This window comes from Pseudomonas sp. WP18 (genome assembly GCF_036689585.1).
Taxonomy (GTDB): Bacteria; Pseudomonadota; Gammaproteobacteria; order Pseudomonadales; family Pseudomonadaceae; genus Aquipseudomonas; species Aquipseudomonas chlororaphis_E.
The window spans coordinates 1,091,861-1,114,553 of the sequence record NZ_CP144758.1; the positions used below are offsets into that span (position 1 = coordinate 1,091,861).

Sequence of the window (22,693 nt, forward strand, 5' to 3'; positions counted from 1 at the left end):
CAGAGTAGCCGATGGGGCGGTGCGCCACTAGCGCCGCACGGCGTCCGGGCGAGCCTCGTCATGCGCTCATTCGGCCGCTGTTCGAGGTTTACCCCAACGCTGCAGGGCGAACTCGACAAAACTGCGCAGCTTCGGCAAACGGTAGCGATCCTGCGCGTACATCAGGCTCATGGGCCGATGGGGCAATTGGTAATCCTGCAGCAGCGCCACCAGATGTCCTTCCTTCAGGTCCTGGGCCACCAACGCGTCGGGCAGCATCACCACGCCCATGCCGGCCAGCGCGGCACGGTGCAGGCCGGAAGAGCTGTTGATCAGCATGGGGCCGTTCACCGGCACCTTGATTTCGCCCTCTGGCCCGTTGATCGGCCAGTGGTCCTGGGCGAAGCGCCACTCGTCTCCCGCCGAGTAGGCGAACGACAGGCAGTCATGCTGTTGCAGGTCGGCGGGTTGCCTTGGTGTGCCTCGTCGAGCCAGGTAAGCCTTGGACGCACAGACGGTGAGGGTGTAGTCCATCAACGGCCGGGCGATCATCTTCGGATCGGGATGACCCAAGCGGATGGCGGCATCGAACCCGTGGTCGAGCAGGTCCAGGCGCTGGTTGGTCAGCACCACGTCGAGCTTGACCTGGGGAAAGCGCTGGTTGAAATCCGCCAGTGCCGGGGCCAGGCGTTCGGTGCCGAAGGTCAGCGGTGCGGTGATGCGCAGGGTGCCGGTGGGTTCGCCTTGCGTCTGTTCGGCCAGGCGTTCGGAGTCGGCCACCAGCCCCAGCACTTCCAGGCAGCGCTGATAGTAGGTCGAGCCGAATTCGGTCAGGCGCTGGCGTCGGGTCGTCCGGTTGATCAGGCGCACACCCAGGCGCTGTTCCAGCGCGCGAAGATGATTGCCCACCATGGTGGTGGACATTTCGCACGCCTGGGCCGCAGCGGTCAGGCTGCCGGTTTCCACCACTTTCACGTAGACGGTCATTGCCTGGAACAGGTCCATTATCAAGCTCGGCTTTTAAATGATTGAAGTAAAGCGGCGTTTATCCAGCAAGGGTGGCTAACCATACTGGAAAAAACCACCCGATGGAGCTTGATGTCATGACCGCAGCCTGCCTGATGTCCACTTACCAACCCCTGGCGCTGAGCTTCACTCGCGGCTTGGGCACGCGCCTGTGGGACCAGGACGGTCGCGAATACCTTGATGCGGTGGCGGGCGTGGCGGTGACCAACGTTGGCCATTCCCACCCCAGGTTGGTGGCGGCGATCAGTGAACAGGCCGGCCTGTTGCTGCACACGTCCAACCTGTACAGCATCGACTGGCAGCAACGCCTGGCGCACAAGCTCACCGAACTGTCCGGGCTTACGCGGGTGTTCTTCAACAATTCGGGGGCCGAGGCCAACGAGACCGCGCTGAAACTGGCGCGGCTCTATGGTTGGCACAGGGGCGTGGAGCAGCCGCTGGTGGTGGTCATGGACAACGCGTTCCACGGTCGTACCCTGGGCACGATGTCTGCCAGCGATGGCCCGTCGGTGCGCCTGGGTTTCAACCGCCTGCCGGGGGATTTCATCAAGGTGCCGTTTGGCGACCTCGCCGCGCTGGAGGACGTCCAGCGGGCTCATGCCGATCGCATCGTCGCGGTACTGGTCGAGCCGATCCAGGGCGAAAGCGGAGTGCAACTCGCGCCGCCCGGTTACCTCAAGGCCTTGCGTCAACTGTGCAGCCGCCGGGCCTGGCTGCTGATGCTCGACGAGATCCAGACGGGCATCGGTCGCACGGGCCAGTGGTTCGCGTTCCAGCACGAGGGCATCGTGCCGGACGTCATGACCCTCGCCAAGGGTCTGGGCAACGGTGTGCCCATCGGCGCATGCCTGGCCCGGGGCAAGGCCGCCGAGCTGTTCACGCCCGGCAGCCACGGCAGCACCTTTGGCGGTAACCCCTTGGCTTGTCGGGCCGGTTGCACGGTACTGGCGATTATCGAGGAGCAAGGGCTGGTGGATAACGCCCGGCGTCAGGGTGAGCAATTGCTCAGCCGGCTGCGGGCCGAGTTGGCGGACAACCCGAATGTGCTGGCGATCCGTGGCCAGGGCCTGATGATCGGCATCGAACTCAAGCAACCGGTGCGCGACCTGGCCCTGCGCGCGGCCCGGGATCACGGTCTGCTGATCAACGTCACCCGCGGCAAGATCATCCGCGTGCTGCCGCCACTGACCCTGGACGGGCGGGAAGTGGAGATGATCGTCAGGGGCGTGGCCCGCAGCCTCGTCGAGGGCTGAGCTCGCCAATAGACCAGGGGGGGGGGCGCTGATCAGGGCCCCCACCCATCGGCTTTGCACATCGGGCCGCACGACGGCCATCGGCACCGGGTGACCAAGCCCTGAGCCGCGGCCCTTGCACAAGGCAGCGCAGCCAGGCGAAACGCAGCGGGACGGAATTTTTGCCGATTGGCGCGTTCAAACGCCAGCCAGAGTCGGTTGCCTACGCCCTGGCACTCCAGACTCAAACCAGGAGCATTCCATGTTCACCTCGCGTCGCTTGATCGTCGTCGCAACCGCTGTGGCCTTGTTGTCCGGTTGCGCATCGCCTAACCCTTATGACAACCAGGGCCAGGCCTCCACGGAATCTTCCGGCATGAGCAAGACCGCCAAGTACGGCGGCCTCGGCGCCCTGGCCGGGGCATTGGCCGGCGCGGCCATCGGCCACGATAACCGTGGCAAAGGCGCGTTGATCGGTGCGGCGGTGGTCGGGGCGTCCGCGGCCGGCTACGGCTACTACGCCGACCAGCAGGAAAAGAAACTGCGCGCGAGCATGGCCAATACCGGCGTTGAAGTGCAGCGCCAGGGTGACCAGATCAAGTTGATCATGCCAGGCAACATCACCTTCGCCACCGACTCGGCGAACATCGCGTCCAGCTTCTACCAGCCGCTGAACAACCTGGCGAATTCCCTCAAGGAGTTCAACCAGAACCAGATCGAGATCGTCGGTTACACCGACAGCACCGGCAGTCGCCAGCACAACATGGACCTGTCCCAGCGTCGTGCACAAAGCGTGGCGACCTACCTGACGTCCCAGGGCGTGAGCGGCGCCAACCTGAGCGCCCGTGGCGCCGGCCCGGACAACCCCGTGGCCAGCAACGCCGACGTCAATGGTCGCGCCCAGAACCGCCGCGTCGAAGTCAACCTCAAGGCCATCCCCGGCCAGCAGTACCAGGCGCCACAGCAGCAGGGGCAGACTTACCAGCAGTACCCATAACGGCTGTGCGGTAAATGAAACGGGGGCCATGCAGACATGGCCCCCGTTTTTTGTGGCTGGCGCCACCCCCTGTGGGAGCGAGCTTGCTCGCGATAGCGGTCTGCCTGAACCGGTGATGTGGGATGTGCCGCCGTCATCGCGAGCAAGCTCGCTCCCACAGGAATTTTCTTGGGCTAAAAAAGCCCGCCCGATCAAGTGATCGGGCGGGCTTTTTATTGGTGGCCGGCGTTACTTCTTCAAGCCGTAATGCTCATCGAGCATGCCCGGCGAATTGGGGGCTTTGGGCGCGTAGTCCCGGGGCGGTTCCTGGACCTCTCTTGGCGGGGTCAGGCGTTCCCGTGGCGCCTGGCCTGCGTCGGCGTGCAGGGCCGCGAGCAAGCGTTGGCGAGTCTGTTCGTCCAGGGCCAGGCGGTTGGCGCCTTCGGACAGATGATCCTGTACGTCCTGGTAGCTCTGGGTGAGTTTTTTCACCAGCGAAGCGGTGCTGTTGAAGTGGGTGACCACTTCATTCTGATAACTGTCGAAACGTTCCTGAATGTCGTCCAGCTGACGTTGGGTGCTGTTGGGCACCGCGTTGGGCAGCAGTCGGGCAAGCAGGAATCCAATGGCGACACCCGCGACCAGGGCAAGAGTCGGCAACAACCAAACTAAGAGCGAGTGTTCCACGAGTCCTTCCTCTATAAACGGCTTTGCTTTACGTTAACGGCTCGGACCTGCGCTGTATACCGCGACGAACATCGCAATCATGCCAGGCACAGACTTTTAGCTAGACGAGTTGACCCTATTCGAGGTCACGGAGTTCTTTCCTTGCTTATGCGCGAAACCCCTGTATTCATCGACGGCCCGGTGGGCCAACTGGAAGCCCTGTACCTGGACAGCGAGACCCCGCGTGGCCTGGCGCTGATCTGTCACCCGAACCCGGTGCAGGGCGGGACCATGCTCAACAAAGTGGTTTCGACCCTGCAGCGCACTGCCCGGGATGCCGGCCTGGTGACTTTGCGTTTCAATTATCGTGGCGTCGGTGCCAGCGCTGGCAGCCATGACATGGGCACCGGTGAGGTGGACGACGCCCAGGCCGCGGCGGCGTGGCTGCGGGAAAAATACCCGCAACTGCCACTGACGCTCTTCGGTTTCTCGTTCGGCGGATTCGTGGCGGCCAGCCTTGGCGGGCGCCTGGAAGCCCTCGGGCAACCGCTCAAGCACTTGTTCATGGTGGCCCCGGCGGTGATGCGTTTGGACGCGCAATCGCCCTTGCCTGTGGGCGGCGAACTGACCGTGATCCAGCCGGAAACCGACGAAGTCGTCGACCCCCAACTCGTCTACGAATGGTCCGACGCGCTCCAACGCCCCCATGAGCTGCTGAAAGTGGCAGAATGCGGACACTTTTTTCATGGCAAGCTGACCGATCTCAAGGATCTGATCCTGCCGCGCCTCTCGAATTGACAGCAGTCTGACAAGCGATAACCCATGACGACTCGTACCCGTATCCTGACCGGCATCACCACCACCGGCACCCCGCACCTGGGCAACTACGCCGGCGCCATCCGTCCGGCGATCGTCGCCAGCCGCGACAGCAATGCCGACTCGTTCTACTTCCTGGCCGACTACCACGCCCTGATCAAGTGCGATGACCCGCTGCGCATCCAGCGCTCGCGCCTGGAAATCGCCGCGACCTGGCTGGCCGGTGGCCTGGATGTGGACCGCGTGACGTTCTATCGCCAGTCCGACATTCCCGAGATCCCCGAGCTGACCTGGCTGTTGACCTGCGTCGCCGCCAAGGGCCTGCTCAACCGTGCGCACGCCTACAAGGCCTCGGTGGACAAGAACGTCGAGACCGGCGAAGACCCGGATGCCGGCATCACCATGGGCCTGTACAGCTACCCGGTGTTGATGGCCGCCGACATCCTGATGTTCAACGCCCACAAGGTGCCGGTCGGTCGCGACCAGATCCAGCACGTGGAAATGGCCCGCGACATCGGCCAGCGCTTCAATCACCTGTTCGGCCAGGGCAAGGAGTTCTTCACCATGCCTGAGGCGCTGATCGAAGAAAGCGTCGCCACGCTGCCGGGGCTCGACGGGCGCAAGATGTCCAAGAGCTATGACAACACCATTCCGTTGTTCAGCAGCGCCAAGGACATGAAGGATGCGATCTCGCGGATCGTCACCGACTCCCGCGCACCGGGCGAAGCCAAGGACCCGGACAACGCGCACCTGTTCACCCTGTTCCAGGCCTTCGCCACGCCCGACCAGGCGGCTGGGTTCCGCAGTGAACTGCTGCAGGGCCTGGGTTGGGGCGAGGCGAAGAATCGCCTGTTCCAGTTGCTCGACAGCGAGCTGGGCGAGGCCCGCGAGCGTTATCACCAACTCATCGAGCGTCCGTCGGACCTCGAGGACATCCTGCAACTGGGCGCGAAGAAAGCCCGCGCCGTGGCGACGCCGTTCCTCAATGAGCTGCGTGAGGCCGTTGGCCTGCGTTCGTTCGTCAGCCAGGTCCAGGTGGCAGCCGGCACGAAGAAAAAGGCTGCCAAGGCGGCACGCTTCGTCAGTTTCCGCGAAGACGACGGCAGCTTCCGTTTCCGTCTGTTGGCGGCCGACGGTGAACAACTGTTGCTGTCCCGTCATTTTGCCGATGGCAAGGCGGCCGGCCAGGCCACCAAGCAGTTGCAGGCCGGCCAGCCGCTGGATGTGCGCAACACCGAGCTGGGCTTCAGTGTGTGGCTGGACGACGACTGTGTGGCGCACAGCCCGGAGTTTTCCGACAGCACCGCCCGGGATGCCGCCATCGATGCATTGCGCGTCGCCCTGACGCCCGCTCAAGACTGATCCAGCGGACCACCCGACCATCGGCCCGAATACGGGCCGATTGCCATTCCCTTGGGCCATCGCTACAGTGACGGCCCGTTTTTGTTGCCTTGCTAACGAATATGACGCCCCTAGAACGATACCAAGCTGATCTGAAACGCCCGGAGTTCTTCCACGACGCAGCCCAGGAAACGGCGGTGCGCCATTTGCAGCGCCTGTACGATGACCTGATCGCCGCGTCGAACAACAAGCCAGGCTTGTTGGGCAAACTGTTCGGCAAAAAAGACCAGGCACCGGTCAAGGGCCTGTATTTCTGGGGCGGCGTGGGCCGTGGCAAGACCTATCTGGTGGACACCTTCTTCGAAGCGCTGCCCTTCAAGGAAAAGACTCGCACGCACTTTCACCGTTTCATGAAGCGCGTGCACGAGGAAATGAAGACCCTGGGTGGCGAGAAGAACCCGCTGACCATCATCGCCAAGCGCTTTGCCCAGGAAACCCGGGTGATCTGCTTCGATGAGTTCTTCGTGTCCGACATCACCGACGCGATGATCCTCGGCACCCTGATGGAAGAGCTGTTCAAGAACGGCGTGACCCTGGTCGCCACCTCGAACATCGTCCCGGACGGCCTGTACAAGGACGGCCTGCAACGCGCACGCTTCCTGCCGGCCATTGCGCTGATCAAGGAACACACCGAGATCGTCAACGTCGACAGCGGCGTCGACTACCGCCTGCGTCACCTTGAGCAAGCCGAGCTGTTCCACTTCCCGCTGGATGCCGCCGCCGAAGAAAGCCTGCGCAAGAGCTTCCGCGCCCTGACGCCGGAATGCACCCAGGCCATCGAAAATGACGTGCTGATCATCGAGAACCGTGAGATTCGCGCCATCCGCACCTGCGACGACGTCGCCTGGTTCGACTTCCGCGAACTGTGCGACGGCCCGCGCAGTCAGAACGACTACATCGAACTGGGCAAGATCTTCCACGCCGTGCTGCTCAGTGGCGTTGAACAGATGAGCGTCACCACCGACGACATCGCCCGTCGCTTCATCAACATGGTCGACGAGTTCTACGACCGTAACGTGAAGCTGATCATCTCGGCGGAAGTCGAACTCAAGGACCTCTACACCGGCGGTCGCCTGACCTTCGAATTCCAGCGCACCCTCAGTCGCCTGCTGGAAATGCAATCCCACGAATTCCTGTCGCGGGCGCACAAGCCGTAGGGCGTTCGCATAAAAAAGGGCCTGCGATTGCAGGCCTTTTTTGTGCGCGGGAGATTTAGCCGTTCACTGCATAACCCTGTGGGAGCGAGCTTGCTCGCGATGGCGTCGTGTCAGTCAGTATCAGTGCTGCTGAACCGCCGCCTTCGCGAGCAAGCCCGCTCCCACAGTGGATCGTTGCCAAGCCTCCGGGCTACGCCGCCTGCTGGAACTGCTGCCGATACTGGTTCGGTGACAGGTCGGTGTGTTGACGGAACAGGCGGGCGAAAAAGCTCGCGTCGTCGTAGCCCACTTCGTAGCTGATGGTCTTGATGCTCTTGCGACTGCCGGAGAGCAGGCCCTTGGCCGTTTCGATGCGCAGCCGTTGCAGGTAATGCAGTGGCTTGTCTCCGGTGGCGGTCTGGAAGCGGCGCATGAAGTTGCGGATGCTCATGCCATGCTCGCGGGCAACGTCCTCGAAGCGGAACTTGTCGGCGAAGTGTTCTTCGAGCCAGTGCTGGATCTGCAGGATGATCACGTCCTGGTGCAGCTTCTGCCCGCCGAAGCCGATCCGCCCGGGTGAGTAGCTGCGCTGCACTTCATACAGAATATCCCGCGCCACCGCCTGGGCCACGTTGGCGCCGCAGAAGCGTTCGATGAGATAGATGTACAGGTCGCACGCCGATGTCGTGCCGCCGGCGCAGAACAGGTTGTCGGCGTCGGTCAGGTGCTTGTCCTGGTTGAGGTGGACCTGGGGAAAACGCTCCTTGAACGCGTTGAAGAAGCGCCAGTAGGTGGTCGCCTCCTTGCCATCGAGCAGCCCGGCTTCGGCCAGCCAGAACACCCCGGTGGCTTCGCCGCAGAGCACCGCGCCGCGAGCGTGCTGCTCGCGCAGCCAGGGCAGGATCTGCGGATAGCGCTGGCACAGCGCCTGGAAGTCATCCCAGAACGCCGGAAGGATGATGACGTCAGTGTCTTCCAGGCCGCCGTCCACCGGCATGATCACGTCGCTGAAACTGTTGACCGGTTTGCCGTCCGGGCTGACCAGGCGGATTTCGAACGCCGGTGTCAGGCCCAGGCCCAGCTGTTTGCCGTAGCGCAGGCTGGCCAGGTAGAAGAAGTCCTTGGCTTGCATGAGGGTGAAGGCGAAGACCCGGTCGATGGCCAGGATACTGACGCGCCGCAAGGGCGTGGAGACGTGCATGGACATAATTCATCTTTATTTTTATAGGGGAAAGTGGTCACCAAACGGCTGGATCGTCTTATTTTTTGTCGGATGTGTCCAGTGTCCTGTCATTCTTCGCCGGCTTAGGCTCTGTTGGATAACCACGTCGAACAATAACGAAAGGTGCCCCATGATCCCGAGAACCCTGTTCAGCCCCGAGCACGAATTGTTTCGTGACAGCGTACGAACCTTCCTTGAAAAAGAAGCCGTGCCGTACCACAGCCAGTGGGAAAAGCAGGGGCATGTGGACCGCCAGCTCTGGAACAAGGCAGGGGAGGCGGGCATGCTGTGCTCCCACCTGCCCGAGGCATACGGCGGGCTTGAGGCCGATTTTCTCTACAGCACGGTGGTGATCGAGGAAATCGGCCGCCTGGGCCTGACCGGGATCGGCTTCTCATTGCACTCCGACATCGTCGCGCCCTACATCCTGCATTACGGCAGCGAAGCGCTGAAGCACAAGTACCTGCCGAAGCTGGTGTCTGGCGAGATGGTCACGGCCATTGCCATGACCGAGCCTGGCGCCGGCTCCGACCTGCAGGGCGTGAAGACCACCGCGGTGCTGGAGGGCGACGAATACGTCATCAACGGTTCCAAGACCTTCATCACCAATGGCTTCCTGGCGGACCTGGTGATTGTCGTCGCCAAGACCGATCCGAAGGCCGGTGCGAAGGGCACCAGCCTGTTCCTGGTGGAGGCGGGGACGCCGGGCTTCGAGAAGGGCAAGCGCCTGGAAAAAGTCGGCATGAAGGCCCAGGACACGTCGGAACTGTTCTTCCAGGATGTCCGCATCCCAAAGGAAAACCTGCTCGGGCAAGCCGGGATGGGTTTTGCCTACTTGATGCAGGAACTGCCCCAGGAGCGCCTGACCGTCGCCATCGGCGGCCTGGCCTCGGCCGAAGCGGCCCTGCAATGGACCCTTGACTACACCCGTGACCGCAAGGCGTTTGGCAAATCCATCGCGGACTTCCAGAACACCCGCTTCAAGTTGGCGGAAATGGCCACCGAGATTCAGATTGGCCGGGTCTTCGTCGATCGCTGCCTGGAGTTGCACCTGCAGGGCAAGCTCGATGTGCCGACGGCGGCGATGGCCAAGTACTGGGGCACTGACCTGCAATGCAAGGTGCTCGACGAATGCGTGCAGTTGCACGGCGGTTACGGCTTCATGTGGGAGTACCCGATTGCCCGGGCGTGGGCCGATGCGCGGGTGCAGCGGATCTATGCCGGGACGAACGAGATCATGAAGGAGATCATTGCGCGGTCGCTTTGATTTTCGGTGAGTTCGGGATCGCTTTCGCGAGCAAGCCCGCTCCCACAGGAGTCCTGCGTCGATCACGAAAGAGTGTTCAGACACAAAACCCTGTGGGAGCGGGCTTGCTCGCGAAGGCTTTTACCGGGTGATCAAGGCGCCGGGTTCGGATGATCCTTGTGGATCGCCTCGATCCCTGCCAGGACTTCCTTCGAGAGCTTCAGGTCGGCGCTGGCGATGTTGCTGTCCAGTTGTTCCAGCGTGGTGGCGCCAATGATGTTGCTGGTTACGAACGGCTGCTGGGTGACGAACGCCAGCGCCATCTGCGCCGGGTCCAGGTCGTGCTCCCGGGCCAGCGCCACATAACGGCTGCACGCCGCTTCCGATTGCGGGTTGAAGTAGCGCGTGAAGCGGCTGTACAAGCTCAGGCGGCCCTTGGCGGGTCGTGCGCCTCCTTCGTACTTGCCCGACAGGAAGCCGAACGCCAAGGGCGAGTAGGCCAGCAGCCCGCACTGTTCGCGGATGGCGATTTCCGCCAGGCCGACCTCGAAGCTGCGGTTGAGCAGGTTGTAGGGGTTCTGGATCGACACGGCGCGCGGCCAGCCCCGGGCTTCGGCCAGGGCGAGGAACTTCATCGTGCCCCAGGGCGTTTCGTTGGACAGGCCGATGTGGCGGATCTTGCCCGCGCGCACCTGTTCGTCCAGGGCTTCGAGGGTTTCCTCCAGCGGGGTGAAGTCCTCGTCGGCCTTGTGCTGGTAGCCCAGTTGGCCGAAGAAATTGGTGCTGCGTTCCGGCCAGTGCAGTTGGTAGAGGTCGATCCAGTCGGTTTGCAGGCGCTTGAGGCTGGCGTCCACGGCCTCGACGATGTGCCGGCGGTTATGCTTGAGCTGCTTGTCGCGGATGTAGTCGATGGTGTTGCCCGGGCCGGCGATCTTGCTCGCCAGGATCCAGTCGGCGCGGTCGCCGCGGCTCTTGAAATAATTGCCGATGTAGCGCTCGGTGGTGGCATAGGTCTCGGCCTTCGGCGGGACCGGGTACATCTCGGCGGTGTCCATGAAATTGATGCCGGCGCCCTTGGCGCGCTCGATCTGGGCGAAGGCCTCGGCCTCGCTGTTCTGCTCACCCCAGGTCATGGTGCCGAGGCACAGGGCGCTCACGTTCAGATCGGTACGGCCTAGCTGGCGATAGTCCATCGGGACCTCCTTGGGCAAAACAATCATAAAAGCAGGTTGAAAAAGTTTTCGCAATCTGCATAATTGCGCACCTCTTTCTGCAGTGGAAGTGATGCCCCGCCGCCGAAGAATCTTGCCGTTGAACGGACGCGCCGACCCGAGCCCCCGAAAGCGTCTGTATCCGGCTGCCTTTGACTTGTCAAAGTACGCACTATTCAGTAAGATCCGCCGTCTAATTTACAGGGCGGCCCCTGAGGCTATAAAGAATGAAAACTTTTACTGCTAAACCGGAAACAGTAAAGCGCGACTGGTTCGTCGTCGACGCTGCTGGTCAGACCCTGGGTCGTCTGGCCACCGAAATCGCGAGCCGTCTGCGTGGCAAGCACAAGCCTGAGTACACCCCTCACGTTGACACCGGCGACTACATCGTCGTGATCAACGCTGAGCAAGTACGTGTTACTGGCGCTAAAACCACTGACAAAATGTACTACTCCCACTCCGGTTTTCCTGGCGGCATCAAGTCGATCAACTTTGAAAAGCTGATCGCCAAGGCCCCTGAGCGCGTGATCGAGACCGCGGTTAAAGGCATGCTGCCTAAGAACCCGCTGGGTCGCGACATGTATCGTAAGCTGAAGGTTTATGCGGGCGCTGCTCACCCTCATACTGCTCAGCAGCCCCAAGAACTGAAGTTTTAACGGAATAGTTCATTATGTCGGCGACTCAAAATTACGGCACTGGCCGTCGCAAGACTGCAACCGCACGCGTTTTCCTGCGTCCGGGCACTGGTAATATCTCCATCAACAACCGCTCCCTGGATAATTTCTTCGGCCGCGAAACTGCCCGCATGGTAGTTCGTCAGCCGCTGGAACTGACCGAGACCGTCGAAAAATTCGACATCTACGTCACCGTTATCGGTGGTGGTGTAAGTGGCCAGGCTGGCGCAATCCGCCACGGCATCACTCGCGCCCTGATGGACTACGACGAAACCCTGCGTAGCGCCCTGCGCAAAGCCGGCTTCGTGACTCGCGATGCTCGTGAAGTTGAACGTAAGAAAGTCGGTCTGCGTAAAGCGCGTAAGCGTCCGCAGTACTCGAAGCGTTAATTTCGCTTCCGCTTTCAAAAGGCGCCCAGTTCCTCACGGAGCTGGGCGTTTTTTTATGCGTGAAAGAATTGCTCTGTGACAACTTGCCACATTCGTAGAACCCCTATACTACAAGGCTTAGCGGTTTGGCCGCTTGGTAATTACCTTGTCAGAATTGGGGCTTTTCATTACCATTCGGCAAAATTTTTATAAGTTCAGATTTTTACTTAGTAGACGCCTGATCTAACAGGCCACAAAGCTGATGGGAGAGGACTGAATGAGCAATGACGGCGTGAATGCAGGCCGGCGTCGCTTCCTGGTAGCAGCCACATCCGTGGTGGGTGCTGCAGGAGCGGTGGGGGCTGCGGTCCCGTTCGTGGGGTCATGGTTTCCCAGTGCCAAGGCGAAAGCTGCAGGTGCACCGGTGAAAGTGAATGTCAGCAAGATCGAGCCAGGCCAGCAGATGATTGCTGAGTGGCGCGGCCAGCCGGTGTTCATCGTCCGCCGTACAGAGGAAATCCTGGGGAATCTGAAAAAGATCGAGGGTCAGCTGTCCGACCCATCCTCCAAGAACTCGGTCCAACCGGAATACGTCAATCCTGAAACGCGTTCGATCAAGCCGGAAGTCCTGCTACTGATCGGGATCTGCACGCACCTGGGTTGCTCGCCAACGTTCCGTCCCGAAGTGGCCCCGGCCGACCTGGGCAAGGATTGGGTCGGTGGCTATTTCTGCCCTTGCCACGGCTCCCACTATGACCTGGCCGGTCGCGTCTACAAGTCGCAGCCTGCACCGTTGAACCTGCCAGTTCCCCCGCATTCCTATGAGACCGACGACATCATTGTCATCGGCGTCGATACGGAGAAAGCGTGATGAGCAAGCTAATGGATTGGGTTGATGCGCGCTTTCCCGCGACCAAGATGTGGGAAGACCATCTCAGCAAGTACTACGCTCCAAAAAACTTCAACTTCTTCTACTTCTTTGGCTCCCTGGCGCTGCTCGTTCTGGTCAACCAGATCGTCACCGGTGTCTGGCTGACCATGAGCTACACCCCGTCGGCGGAAGAAGCATTCGCTTCTGTCGAATACATCATGCGCGACGTCGAGTACGGTTCGATCCTGCGTCTGCTGCACTCCACCGGCGCCTCGGCGTTCTTCATCGTGGTCTATCTGCACATGTTCCGTGGCCTGCTCTACGGTTCGTACCAGAAACCGCGTGAGCTGGTGTGGGTCTTCGGCATGCTGATCTACCTGGCGCTGATGGCCGAGGCCTTCATGGGCTACCTGCTACCGTGGGGCCAGATGTCCTACTGGGGCGCCCAGGTGATCATCTCGCTGTTCGGTGCGATCCCGGTCATCGGCAACGACCTGACCCAGTGGATTCGTGGTGACTACCTGATCTCCGGCATCACCCTGAACCGCTTCTTCGCCCTGCACGTGGTCGCCCTGCCGATCGTGATCCTTGGCCTGGTGGTGCTGCACATCCTGGCGCTGCACGAAGTCGGCTCGAACAACCCGGACGGCGTGGACATCAAGAAACACAAGGACGAAAACGGCGTACCGCTGGACGGCATCGCCTTCCACCCGTACTACACCGTGAAGGACATCGTTGGTGTGGTGGTCTTCCTGTTCATCTTCTGCTCCATCGTGTTCTTCTTCCCGGAGATGGGTGGGTATTTCCTCGAGAAGCCGAACTTCGAACAGGCGAACGCCTTCAAGACCCCTGAGCACATTGCCCCGGTCTGGTACTTCACGCCGTTCTACGCGATCTTGCGGGCGATTCCGGACAAGCTGCTGGGTGTTATCGCCATGGGCGCGGCCATCGCCGTGCTGTTCGTCCTGCCGTGGCTGGACCGCAGTCCGGTCAAGTCGATGCGCTACAAAGGCTGGCTGAGCAAAATCTGGCTGGTGGTGTTCTGCATCTCGTTCGTGATCCTGGGTGTGCTGGGCGTACTGGCACCGACACCGGAACGTACGCTGCTTTCGCAGGTGTGCACCTTCCTGTACTTCGCCTACTTCATTCTGATGCCGTTCTATACCAGGCTCGAGAAGACCAAACCGGTTCCGGAAAGGGTGACTGGCTGATGAAAAAGCTATTTGCTGTACTGATTCTTGCTGCCATGCCTGTACTGTCCTTCGCGGCTGAACACGGTGGTCCTGAGCTGGAAAAAGTCGACATCGACGTTTCCGACAAAGCCGCCATGCAGGACGGCGCGCGTACGTTCGCCAACTACTGCATGGGCTGCCACAGCGCCAAGTTCCAACGTTACGAGCGTGTGGCCGATGACTTGGGCATTCCCCACGAAGTGATGCTGGAGAAGCTGGTGTTCACCGGTGCCAAGCTGGGCGATCACATGACCGTCGGCATGCAGCCTTCGGATGCCAAGACCTGGTTCGGCGCGGCGCCGCCCGACCTGACCCTGGTGGCGCGAGTGCGTGGCACCGACTGGCTCTACGGCTACCTGCGGTCGTTCTACGAAGATCCTGCGCGTCCATGGGGCGTGAACAACAAGGTCTTCCCGAACGTCGGCATGCCTAACGTCCTGGTCGGCCTGCAGGGTCGCCAAGTGGTAGGCTGCAAACAGGTGCAGATCGTCGAGAACGGCAAGAAGCAATTCGACCCGTTGACCGGCACCGCCTTGACTCACGAAGCCTGCGATCAGTTGACCATCGTGCCGAACAGCGGCACCTTGACCCCTGAGCAGTTCGACGAGAAGGTCAAGAACCTGGTGACCTTCCTGGCCTACTCGGCCAACCCGGTGAAGCTGGAGCATCAGCGCATCGGTACGTATGTATTGCTGTACCTGGCGTTCTTCTTCGTATTCGCTTACCTGCTCAAGCGTGAATACTGGAAAGACGTGCATTGATAAAGCTGTAAGCTGTAAGCCGTTGCTGTTAATCGTGCGCGCCCAAGGGCGTCTCTGAAAGTGTAACGAGCCTGGTCGGCCAGGCGTTACGGGAGGCGCCCTCTGGGCGCGCTCGTTTTTCCGTTTTTCGAAAATTTCTACAAGCGAGGAGGATCGCCATGGGCGTGACCAATCGGTTGGCCTGCTACTCCGACCCCGCCGACCACTATTCCCACCGGGTACGCATCGTACTGGCCGAGAAGGGTGTCAGCGCCGAGATCATCTACGTCGAAGCGGGCCGTCAGCCGCCAAAACTGATCGAGGTGAACCCTTACGGCAGCCTGCCTACGCTGGTCGATCGCGACCTGGCGTTGTGGGAGTCGACCGTGGTGATGGAATACCTGGATGAGCGTTATCCGCATCCGCCTTTGCTGCCGGTGTACCCTGTCGCGCGTGCCAACAGTCGTTTGCTGATGCATCGCATCCAGCGAGACTGGTGCGGGTTGGTGGACCAGATCCTGGACCCACGGACCAAGGAGCCTGCGCGGGTCGTGGCTCGTAAAGAGTTGCGTGAAAGCCTGACGGGCGTATCGCCGCTGTTCATCGACAAGCCGTTCTTTCTCAGTGAGGAACAAAGTCTGGTGGATTGCTGCCTATTACCCATACTCTGGCGATTGCCTGTCCTGGGTATCGAACTGCCGCGGCCTGCCAAGCCGCTGCTTGATTATATGGAGCGCCAATTCGCGCGTGAGGCTTTCCAGGCGAGTCTGTCTGGCGTCGAACGCGACATGCGCTAAGGCTTAAGGAGCCGCTATGAACTCCAGTCGACCTTATCTGGTCCGCGCGCTCTACGAGTGGATTGTGGACAATGACTGTACCCCGCACATGCTGGTCAACGCCGAGTATCCATCGGTGCAGGTGCCACAGGGGTTTGCCAATGACGGGCAGATTGTCCTGAACGTTTCGCCGGCTGCCGTGCGCCATCTGCACATGGACAACGACGCCGTGAGTTTCGAAGGGCGCTTTGGGGGCGTGCCGCACACGCTGTTCGTGCCTATCGCCGCGATCCTGGGGATTTATGCTCGGGAGAACGGCCAGGGCATGGTGTTCGAGCTCGAAACGCCGCTGGACGGCGAGGAGGCCTTCGAGGCCGACGAGGACTTGCCGCCGGATGATGAGCCGCCACGGCCTAGTGGGCGGCCTAGTCTTAAGGTGGTGAAGTAAGGATTGGTATACATATCCGTTTCTTTGGTAATGGCTGCTTGTGGTTCCGCCCTTACGGCGGGTCACTTTTGGATAAGGCGCCAAAAGTAACCAAAAGCGCCTTGCCCACCACTGGGCACCTCGCCAAGGCTCGGTGTTCCCTCACTCCGGCATTGCTCCGTGGGCCCGCCGCGAAGGGTCATCCATGACCCAGCGCGGCTATCCCGGCATCCATGCCGGGATGCCCACTACGCAATGCCTGCGTTCGGCCCTTGTGGTTAATGGGGCGTCTAAGATCAAAAGCCAGAGCCAGAGCCAGAGCCAGAGCCAGAGCCAAAGCCAAAGCCAAAGCCAAAGCTAAGCCAAAGCGAGGCGGCCTAACGGTCGGTCTGACTTTTCCGGCCGTAGCTGAATCCTGTGGGAGCGAGCTTGCTCGCGAAGACGGTCTGACAGCCACCCAATCTCTCAAGGTGTATTTCCGGTAAATCGAATGCCATGGTCAAGCACAGCCCTGGATTGCGACACCCACCCCCTGTGGCGAGGGCTGTGCCTTCCTCGCCGTCCGCAAAATCCAAAGCCAAGCAGCAAGACGAAACCACCCAACGCGTGCTTGATCGCTACTTGCTGCCGAAGTTGGATAAGTCCCAAGACGAACCAAAACCGGGCCAGGTATTCACCGTCGTGAAAGGCCTCGATAACGAATGCTTGCTCGCCAATCTGAGCGAAACCCTGTCCTCGGCGGACGCCATGGCCAACGAACTCGCATTCGACCTGGAAGGCTCGCGGCGTCATTTGGCGCTTGGTATTCAGCGTAGCCCTCTGTGGGAGCGAGCTTGCTCGCGATAGCGTCAGGTCAGCAGCATTGATGTTGGCTGACACACTGCAATCGCGAGCAAGCTCGCTCCCACAGTTGGACTTAGGTACAGCCGGGAGAGATAGGTCGGCTGTGAGGCCGTCTTCGCGAGCAAGCCCGCTCCCACAGTTGGATTGAGGTGCAGCCGGAAAGTCAGGTCAGCCATTAGGCCGCCTCGCTCCTGCTCTGGCTTTTGCTTTTGCTTTGGCTTTTGATCTTAGGCGCCCCATTAACCACAAGGGCCGAACGCAGGCATTGCGCAGTGGGCATCCCGGCATGGATGCCGGGATAGCCGCGCTGGGCCATGGATGGCCCTTCGCGGCGGGCCCACGGAGCAATGCCGGAGTGAGGGAACACCGAGCCTAGGCGAGGTGCCCAGTGGTGGGGCAAAGCGCTTTTGGTTACTTTTGGCTGGCCGGCACTCCGGGCTCTTCCAAAAGTGACCCGCCGTAACGGCGGAACCCCAAGCAGCCGTTACCGAAGAAACGGATATTCACACAAACCACTCCCTCAAAAAAAACGGCGCCCCCCTATAAAGAAGCACCGTTTTTCCAGTCAAACCAAGCGCAGCATCAAGAACCGCCTCTCCCCTCAGTCAATATACTCAAACAACTTCACAATCTTCTGCACCCCAGACACCCCCTGAACCAGATTGGTCGCCTGAGCGGCCTCCTGCTTGGTCAGCAACCCCAGCAGATAAACGATGCCATTCTCAGTCACAACCTTGATCCGCGAGCCAGGAATGCTGGCGTCGGTGAGCATCTGGGTCTTGATCTTGGTGGTCAGCCAGGCATCGTTCTGGCGGGCCAGCAGCGAAGACGGTTGCAGGACCTGCAGTTCGTTGTGCACGGTCTTGACCCGCTGCACCGAGCTGGCGGCCTGTTCGGCCTTGGCCTTGAGGTCGGCGCGCGGGGTCTGGCCGGCCAGCAGCACAACGCCGTTGAAGCTGGTCACGACGATGTGCGAGTTGTTGTCCAGGTCCGGGTCGGCCTTGGCGATGTTCACGCCGGCCTTGGTTTCGATCAGCGAGTCGTCGATCTTGCTGCCGAAGGTACGGGTACCACGGTCGTCCTCGATCGGCTTCTCCCGGCTGGCATTAACCACCGAGGTGCAGCCGCTGATGCCGAGGCACAGGGTCAGGGCCAGAAGGCCCAGGCGATTAGGGGTCATTCTTCACTCCCGAATATTTGGCTGTCGATCAGGTCGCAGAGACAGTGGATCGCCAGCAGATGGACTTCCTGGATACGTGCGGTGACTTTGGCCGGTACGCGGATCTCGACATCTTCAGGCAGCAGCAGTGAAGCCATGCCGCCGCCGTCGCGCCCGGTCAATGCTACGACAATCATTTCGCGATCATGTGCGGCCTGGATCGCTTGAATAATGTTGGCGGAGTTGCCGCTGGTGGAAATAGCCAGCAGCACATCGCCAGGTTGGCCCAAGGCGCGGATCTGTTTGGAGAAGACTTCGTTGTAGCTGTAGTCGTTGGCGATCGAGGTGATCGTCGAGCTGTCGGTCGTCAGCGCGATGGCTGGCAGGCTCGGGCGCTCGCGTTCGAAGCGGTTGAGCAGTTCGGACGAGAAGTGCTGGGCGTCGCCGGCCGAGCCGCCGTTGCCGCACGACAGCATCTTGCCCTCGTTGAGCAGGGCGTTGACCATCACCTGGCTGGCTTGCTCGATGTGTGGTGCAAGTACGTCCATCGCCTGTTGCTTGGTGTCGATACTGGCCTGAAAAAGCTGGCGAATTCGCGATTGCATGTCCATCTGTGTGACCTTAAGTAGCGCGGCTTATCGGCACAAACATGTGCGGCCCGCAAAGCAAAGAGCAATAAGTTGAGTGAAGGTTTCCGGCTCGGCTGGTCATGGGCGTCGACCGTTCAACTGTCGAAAGCGTTCTGCAGCCAGTTCAGCTGATCGGCGTTGCTGTCGATGGCAACCACGTCGAAGCGGCAGGGGTGATCGGCCCAGCGAGATTCGCGTTGCAGGAAATACTGTGCAGCGAAGACCAGCTTCTGGCGCTTGCGCGCGTCGATGCTGTCGAGCGCGCCACCCCATTGGGTATTTTTTCTGTAGCGAACTTCAACGAATACTACTGTATCGCCGTCAAGCATGACCAGATCAAGCTCGCCGCGTTTGCACAACCAGTTCTGCGCGACCAGCCGCAGGCCCTGTTGCTGGAGATGCGCGAGGGCCTGGCCCTCGGCATCCCGTCCGCTTTGCTGGCGTGATCGGTCGGGCATCAGCGCTGGGTGTCCGGCAAGCGCTGTACCTGGCCGTTGACGAACTGGGCCCACGGCAACTGGCGTTGAATGCGTTGGGACGGGGACACGGCCAGGCTGCCCGACAGGCCTTCGATGCGGCTGTCCGGCAGTGCCTTGAGCTGGCCCAGGCGAGGTGCCAGGCGGTAGGCGTCCACACCCATCGCGTACAGGCGGCCCAGGCTGCCACCGGCCTGCGGCCACTGGGCGGTGACCTGCTTGCGCAGCGGATCGTTGGCGTCGAGCAACCATGGCGTCTCGCAGAAGCGAATGCCGTTCATGTCGTTGTACTGGTTCTGGTCGCCGCTGGCGCTGAACACCTGGGACGTCGCGTAGACCGGCACGTCACCGGCGTATTGGAAGTTCAGGGTCGGCTTGATCTGCTGGGCCTGCTGCGGCGTCGACGCCAGGAAGATGAACTCGATGTCCTGGCGGCGGGACGGCTGGGCGGCAACGTTGGTGCCCACGGTGTTCTGCAGGCTCTTGGCGCGACCTTCGCTCTGGCGCAGTTGGAACATGTCGGCGATCTGCTGGGCCAGTTGCACCGGTTGGTCAACGCGTTCAGTGGCGATGATGGTGCCGCCGTTGCCCTGCCAGTCCTGGCTGAAGGCTTTCAGGACGCGGTCGCCCCATTCACCCTTCGGCACCATGACGGCGGCGCGGTGCAGACCGTCGGCGCGAGCGCGACGGGCCACTTCGCGGGCTTCATCCTCAGGCGCCAGGCCGAACTGGAACAGTTGGGCGGGACCTTGCTCGCCTTCGCTGTAGTTCAGCGCCAGGGTAGTGATCGGCAATTGCGCGCGGGCGCTGATCTGCTTGACCAAGGGTTTCTCCAGCGGGCCGACCACCAATTGCACGCCGTCGGCCTGGGCCTTGCGGTAGAACTCGTCCATGGAGGTCAGGCTGGAGCTGTCATACAGCTGGATGCCCGGCGGGTTCTGCCCGGCTTGTTGGGCCTGATAATGGGCGGCCAGGAAGCCCTCGCGCAGCGCCTTGGCGACCGAGGCCAGCGGGCCGTTCTGCGGCAGCAGCAGGGCGATCTTGCTCAGCGGCTGGCTCGCCAGCGCCTTGAGCTTGACCAGTGGCGTCGGCAGTTGAAGGGCGGCGGGGTGCTTTGGATTCTGTTCGCGCCAGTGATCGATGGCCGCCTGCTGCTGTTCCAGGGTGCCGGCAGTCTTCACCGCCTGGGCCAGGCTCAGCCAGCCACCCAGGTCATCGTTGGAGATCGGTTGCAGTTGGTCGGTGGGCAGCGAGGCGATCAGCGACCAGATGGCTTCGTGGTTCTTTGCCGCTGCGTCGTTCTCCAGCAGGGGCGCGATGAAGATGCGTTCCTTGGCGGCGGCCAGGGTCTGGCCGTCGGCCTCCAGGGCGCGGGCACGTACGGTGCCGGTGCGGACCTGTTGCTCCACCGGCATTTCGCTCAGGTGTTGCAGGCTAGGATGGCTCAGTGCCGTCAGGGCGGCCTTGGGCTGGTTGCGGGTCATCGCCAGTTCGGCCGACAGCGTGCTGGCGAAAATCTGCTGGCCGGGCTTGAGTTGTTCCATCGGTACTTGTTGCAGGATCTGCGCGGACTGGCCGGCATTGCCCTGGCGGTAGGCCAGGTCGGCGGCGCTCAGGCGCAGCAGCGCGGCTTTTTCCGGCGTTTTGCTTTGGGCGGCCTGTTCGAGCAACTGCTCGATACTGGCATCCGGGGTCCGTGGAAGTTCGCCAAGGCTGGAGGAGGGCGAGCTGGCGCAGGCCGCCAGGAGGGCAGCGAGGCAGAGGGCGGAGAACAGCCGCAGGCAAGCGATCATGTAAGTGTTCCTGATACGAGATCAAATTAGCGTCGAATTGTACCCAAGCACTGGCCGGGGCGCGATGTTAGTGGCGTGAATCGGTCAATTTAGGTATTTCAAAGAGTGCGGTGCAGCACAAAAGACAGGTATTGCCCTGTGGTGCGGGAACAAGCTCCCTCGCCACAACGCCTAATGTGAGCAACTGAGACGTCCTGCACACGCTACAATGGCGGCTTTTACCGATCATGAGGTGTGCGTTTTGACTGCTCCAGGTGCTTTGAATTCCGCTGCCGGCTCGCTTTATGTGGTGGCGACGCCCATCGGCAACCTGGACGATATCAGCGCCCGGGCGCTGAAAATCCTGCAGGACGTGGCCCTCATCGCCGCCGAAGACACGCGCCATTCCCAGCGCCTGCTGCAGCATTTCGGCATCTCCACGCCGTTGGCGGCCTGCCATGAGCACAACGAGCGAGACGAAGGCAGCCGTTTCATTACCCGGCTGTTGGCCGGTGACAACGTCGCGCTGATCTCCGACGCGGGCACACCGCTGATTTCCGACCCAGGCTATCACCTGGTGCGCCAGGCGCGCGCCGCCGGCATCAACGTGGTGCCGGTGCCGGGGGCGTGCGCCTTGATCGCGGCATTGTCGGCGGCGGGCCTGCCGTCGGATCGTTTCATCTTCGAAGGCTTTCTGCCGGCCAAGGCGGTGGGGCGTCGGGCGCGCCTGGAGGCTATAAAGGAAGAGCCGCGCACACTGATCTTCTATGAAGCGCCGCACCGCATCCTCGAATGCCTGCAGGACATGGAGCTGGTATTCGGTGCCGAGCGGCCGGCGTTGCTGGCCCGCGAATTGACCAAGACCTTCGAGACACTCAAAGGCTTACCCCTGGCGCAGTTGCGCGCCTTCGTCGAAAGCGACAGCAACCAGCAGCGCGGTGAGTGCGTCGTGCTGGTGGCGGGCTGGACGCCGCCGGACAGTGAAGATGCGGTCAGCAGCGAAGCGATGCGCATCCTCGACCTGCTGCTGGAGGAAATGCCGCTCAAGCGCGCCGCTGCCCTCGCGGCGCAGATTACCGGCGAGCGCAAGAACGTGTTGTACCAGGTCGCGCTGGATAAACAGAAGGGGCAATGAAACCGGGGCGCCGGGCTGGCCAAAGGCTTTTAGCGCTTGTTCTTCGGGCGCTCTACCGTTAACCTTCGCGGCGGAGAGTCGATCGGACAGTCGCTGCCCTCTATGAGAATTAGAGGGGGGAGGAAAGTCCGGGCTCCATAGGGCGAAGTGCCAGGTAATGCCTGGGAGGCGTGAGCCTACGGAAAGTGCCACAGAAAATAACCGCCTAAGCGTTTCGGCGCCGGTAAGGGTGAAAAGGTGCGGTAAGAGCGCACCGCACGGCTGGCAACAGTTCGTGGCTAGGTAAACCCCACTTGGAGCAAGACCAAATAGGGTCCCAAGGCGTGGCCCGCGCTGGGACCGGGTAGGTTGCTAAAGATGTCCAGTGATGGCCATCGTAGACGAATGACTGTTCAAGACAGAACCCGGCTTACAGATCGACTCTCCACCTTTTCCCTTCCTGCCTGAATCACTGGCAGACGCAATTCCTAAGACCAAAAAAATCTTACTCTTAATAAATCACTTTAACTTGTGCGCGCAGCTTCCTGTGCCTGCTCGGGTTGGGGTGAAAATTCCTACGTCAGATTCCCGTTAACCCTTCTGAAACGCTCCTAAATCTCCGATCTATAAGGCTTTTCCTGCAATCCGTGCCTTGACGGTGCGGTGGGCGCATTCCTATAGTGTGCGCAAGTGGCGGAAAG

At 61.3% G+C, this 22,693-nt stretch carries 23 protein-coding genes and 1 other RNA gene; 16 read left to right on the forward strand and 8 right to left on the reverse strand.

Translation table 11 applies throughout. From position 1 onward, the window contains the following. Window positions 1–66: 66 nt before the first annotated feature. Window positions 67–984, reverse strand: a complete 918-nt coding sequence (locus tag V5F23_RS04695; protein WP_212803427.1) for a LysR family transcriptional regulator — start codon at window positions 982–984, stop codon at window positions 67–69. 98 nt (window positions 985–1,082) lie between these two features. Here V5F23_RS04695 and V5F23_RS04700 point away from each other — a divergent pair, with 98 nt between their 5' ends. After that, window positions 1,083–2,258: an aspartate aminotransferase family protein gene (locus tag V5F23_RS04700; protein WP_042728263.1), complete on the forward strand. Its 1,176-nt coding sequence runs from the start codon at window positions 1,083–1,085 to the stop codon at window positions 2,256–2,258. Between the two features lie 241 nt (window positions 2,259–2,499). Continuing rightward, window positions 2,500–3,234 (forward strand): OmpA family lipoprotein, encoded by a 735-nt coding sequence (locus tag V5F23_RS04705; RefSeq protein WP_018604257.1) that lies wholly within the window; start codon window positions 2,500–2,502, stop codon window positions 3,232–3,234. 228 nt (window positions 3,235–3,462) lie between these two features. On the opposite strand, the gene V5F23_RS04710 is transcribed toward V5F23_RS04705, so the two are convergent. After that, the gene (locus V5F23_RS04710) at window positions 3,463–3,900 is read right to left on the reverse strand and encodes a DUF1043 family protein (protein WP_042728264.1); all 438 of its coding nucleotides are present in this window, start codon (window positions 3,898–3,900) and stop codon (window positions 3,463–3,465) included. Window positions 3,901–4,047: 147 nt separating this feature from the next. Between V5F23_RS04710 and V5F23_RS04715 the strand changes: the two genes are divergently transcribed. From V5F23_RS04715 to zapE, 3 genes are all read left to right on the forward strand, one after another. Further along, complete coding sequence (locus tag V5F23_RS04715) at window positions 4,048–4,677, forward strand: alpha/beta fold hydrolase (protein WP_042728265.1); 630 nt, start codon at window positions 4,048–4,050, stop codon at window positions 4,675–4,677. A gap of 24 nt (window positions 4,678–4,701) precedes the next feature. Next, on the forward strand, window positions 4,702–6,057 hold the full coding sequence (locus V5F23_RS04720) for a tryptophan--tRNA ligase (protein WP_042728266.1): 1,356 nt from the start codon (window positions 4,702–4,704) through the stop codon (window positions 6,055–6,057). Window positions 6,058–6,158: 101 nt separating this feature from the next. Beyond that, window positions 6,159–7,253, forward strand: coding sequence for a cell division protein ZapE (gene zapE / locus V5F23_RS04725; protein ID WP_042728267.1), 1,095 nt, complete (start codon window positions 6,159–6,161; stop codon window positions 7,251–7,253). Window positions 7,254–7,443: 190 nt separating this feature from the next. On the opposite strand, the gene V5F23_RS04730 is transcribed toward zapE, so the two are convergent. Next, window positions 7,444–8,340: a GlxA family transcriptional regulator gene (locus V5F23_RS04730; protein WP_172679749.1), complete on the reverse strand. Its 897-nt coding sequence runs from the start codon at window positions 8,338–8,340 to the stop codon at window positions 7,444–7,446. A 244-nt stretch (window positions 8,341–8,584) separates the two neighbouring features. On the opposite strand from V5F23_RS04730, the gene V5F23_RS04735 reads away from it, so the two are divergent. After that, window positions 8,585–9,721, forward strand: a complete 1,137-nt coding sequence (locus V5F23_RS04735; protein WP_047738234.1) for an acyl-CoA dehydrogenase family protein — start codon at window positions 8,585–8,587, stop codon at window positions 9,719–9,721. 131 nt (window positions 9,722–9,852) lie between these two features. Here V5F23_RS04735 and V5F23_RS04740 read toward each other — a convergent pair whose 3' ends face one another. Continuing rightward, complete coding sequence (locus tag V5F23_RS04740; RefSeq protein ID WP_338497697.1) at window positions 9,853–10,893, reverse strand: NADP(H)-dependent aldo-keto reductase; 1,041 nt, start codon at window positions 10,891–10,893, stop codon at window positions 9,853–9,855. 245 nt (window positions 10,894–11,138) lie between these two features. On the opposite strand from V5F23_RS04740, the gene rplM reads away from it, so the two are divergent. The 8 genes from rplM to V5F23_RS04780 all read left to right on the forward strand — a co-directional run bounded on the left by rplM (window position 11,139) and on the right by V5F23_RS04780 (window position 16,845). Further along, window positions 11,139–11,567, forward strand: coding sequence for a 50S ribosomal protein L13 (gene rplM / locus V5F23_RS04745; RefSeq protein ID WP_003205365.1), 429 nt, complete (start codon window positions 11,139–11,141; stop codon window positions 11,565–11,567). A gap of 14 nt (window positions 11,568–11,581) precedes the next feature. Then, entirely contained in the window at window positions 11,582–11,974 is a 393-nt protein-coding gene (gene rpsI, locus V5F23_RS04750) for a 30S ribosomal protein S9 (RefSeq protein ID WP_003228056.1), read from the forward strand. 256 nt (window positions 11,975–12,230) lie between these two features. Continuing rightward, entirely contained in the window at window positions 12,231–12,824 is a 594-nt protein-coding gene (gene petA / locus V5F23_RS04755) for a ubiquinol-cytochrome c reductase iron-sulfur subunit (protein ID WP_003205363.1), read from the forward strand. Then, a complete protein-coding gene (locus V5F23_RS04760) occupies window positions 12,824–14,035 on the forward strand; it encodes a cytochrome bc complex cytochrome b subunit (RefSeq protein WP_042732149.1) in 1,212 nt (403 codons plus the stop codon). The genes petA and V5F23_RS04760 overlap by 1 nt, the downstream gene beginning before the upstream one ends. Further along, window positions 14,035–14,817: a cytochrome c1 gene (locus V5F23_RS04765; RefSeq protein ID WP_042732148.1), complete on the forward strand. Its 783-nt coding sequence runs from the start codon at window positions 14,035–14,037 to the stop codon at window positions 14,815–14,817. Before V5F23_RS04760 ends, V5F23_RS04765 begins: the two co-directional genes overlap by 1 nt. A 158-nt stretch (window positions 14,818–14,975) precedes the next feature. Continuing rightward, window positions 14,976–15,593 (forward strand): glutathione S-transferase N-terminal domain-containing protein, encoded by a 618-nt coding sequence (locus tag V5F23_RS04770; protein WP_042732147.1) that lies wholly within the window; start codon window positions 14,976–14,978, stop codon window positions 15,591–15,593. A 16-nt stretch (window positions 15,594–15,609) separates the two neighbouring features. After that, a complete protein-coding gene (locus V5F23_RS04775) occupies window positions 15,610–16,020 on the forward strand; it encodes a ClpXP protease specificity-enhancing factor (RefSeq protein ID WP_042732146.1) in 411 nt (136 codons plus the stop codon). A gap of 474 nt (window positions 16,021–16,494) precedes the next feature. After that, window positions 16,495–16,845 (forward strand): hypothetical protein, encoded by a 351-nt coding sequence (locus tag V5F23_RS04780; protein ID WP_338497698.1) that lies wholly within the window; start codon window positions 16,495–16,497, stop codon window positions 16,843–16,845. A gap of 598 nt (window positions 16,846–17,443) precedes the next feature. Here the strand turns inward: V5F23_RS04780 and V5F23_RS04785 are convergent. The 4 genes from V5F23_RS04785 to V5F23_RS04800 all read right to left on the reverse strand — a co-directional run bounded on the left by V5F23_RS04785 (window position 17,444) and on the right by V5F23_RS04800 (window position 20,899). Continuing rightward, entirely contained in the window at window positions 17,444–18,022 is a 579-nt protein-coding gene (locus V5F23_RS04785; RefSeq protein ID WP_042729546.1) for a BON domain-containing protein, read from the reverse strand. After that, window positions 18,019–18,612 (reverse strand): phosphoheptose isomerase, encoded by a 594-nt coding sequence (locus tag V5F23_RS04790; protein ID WP_042729547.1) that lies wholly within the window; start codon window positions 18,610–18,612, stop codon window positions 18,019–18,021. The genes V5F23_RS04785 and V5F23_RS04790 overlap by 4 nt, the downstream gene beginning before the upstream one ends. A 113-nt stretch (window positions 18,613–18,725) precedes the next feature. Continuing rightward, window positions 18,726–19,088 (reverse strand): YraN family protein, encoded by a 363-nt coding sequence (locus V5F23_RS04795; RefSeq protein WP_042729548.1) that lies wholly within the window; start codon window positions 19,086–19,088, stop codon window positions 18,726–18,728. Continuing rightward, window positions 19,088–20,899: a penicillin-binding protein activator gene (locus tag V5F23_RS04800; protein WP_212803428.1), complete on the reverse strand. Its 1,812-nt coding sequence runs from the start codon at window positions 20,897–20,899 to the stop codon at window positions 19,088–19,090. The genes V5F23_RS04795 and V5F23_RS04800 overlap by 1 nt, the downstream gene beginning before the upstream one ends. Before the next feature lie 208 nt (window positions 20,900–21,107). Between V5F23_RS04800 and rsmI the strand changes: the two genes are divergently transcribed. Beyond that, the gene (gene rsmI / locus V5F23_RS04805; RefSeq protein WP_042729550.1) at window positions 21,108–22,013 is read left to right on the forward strand and encodes a 16S rRNA (cytidine(1402)-2'-O)-methyltransferase; all 906 of its coding nucleotides are present in this window, start codon (window positions 21,108–21,110) and stop codon (window positions 22,011–22,013) included. A gap of 74 nt (window positions 22,014–22,087) precedes the next feature. Continuing rightward, an RNA gene (rnpB, locus tag V5F23_RS04810) (RNase P RNA component class A) lies at window positions 22,088–22,441 on the forward strand. Window positions 22,442–22,693: the final 252 nt, after the last annotated feature.